Raw genomic sequence first — 522 nt, forward strand, 5'->3', positions numbered from 1 at the left:
AATAGCTCACTGGTCGAGTGACTCTGCGCCGAAAATGTAACGGGGCTAAACACACCACCGAAGCTATGGCTTGATGCTTGCATCAGGGGTAGGGGAGCGTTGAATGCGGGTTGAAGGTGTACCGTAAGGAGCGCTGGACTGCATTCAAGTGAGAATGCCGGTATGAGTAACGAAAAGATCTGTGAGAATCAGATCCGCCGAAAGCCTAAGGGTTCCTGAGGAAGGTTCGTCCGCTCAGGGTAAGTCGGGACCTAAGGCGAGGCCGATAGGCGTAGTCGAAGGACAACAGGTCGAAATTCCTGTACCACCGTAATCCGTTATGAGCGATGGGGTGACGCAGTAGGGTAGTGACGCGGACGGATGGATGTCCGTCTAAGCAGTGAGGCTGATGTGTAGGCAAATCCGCACATCGTTAAGGCTGGGCTGTGATGGGGAGCGAAAATTGTAGTAGCGAAGGTCATGATCTCAGACTGCCAAGAAAAGCCTCTAGCCAGGAGAAGGTGCCCGTACCGCAAACCGACA

The 522-nt window shown here is 53.6% G+C and carries 1 rRNA gene; it reads left to right on the forward strand.

Annotated features, from left to right (window positions below):
* Positions 1 to 522 (forward strand): 23S ribosomal RNA (locus NLX74_RS25550); the annotation flags it as partial.

Origin of the sequence: Paenibacillus sp. MZ03-122A, from assembly GCF_024213325.1 — a bacterium.
Taxonomy (GTDB): domain Bacteria; phylum Bacillota; class Bacilli; order Paenibacillales; family Paenibacillaceae; genus Paenibacillus; species Paenibacillus polymyxa_B.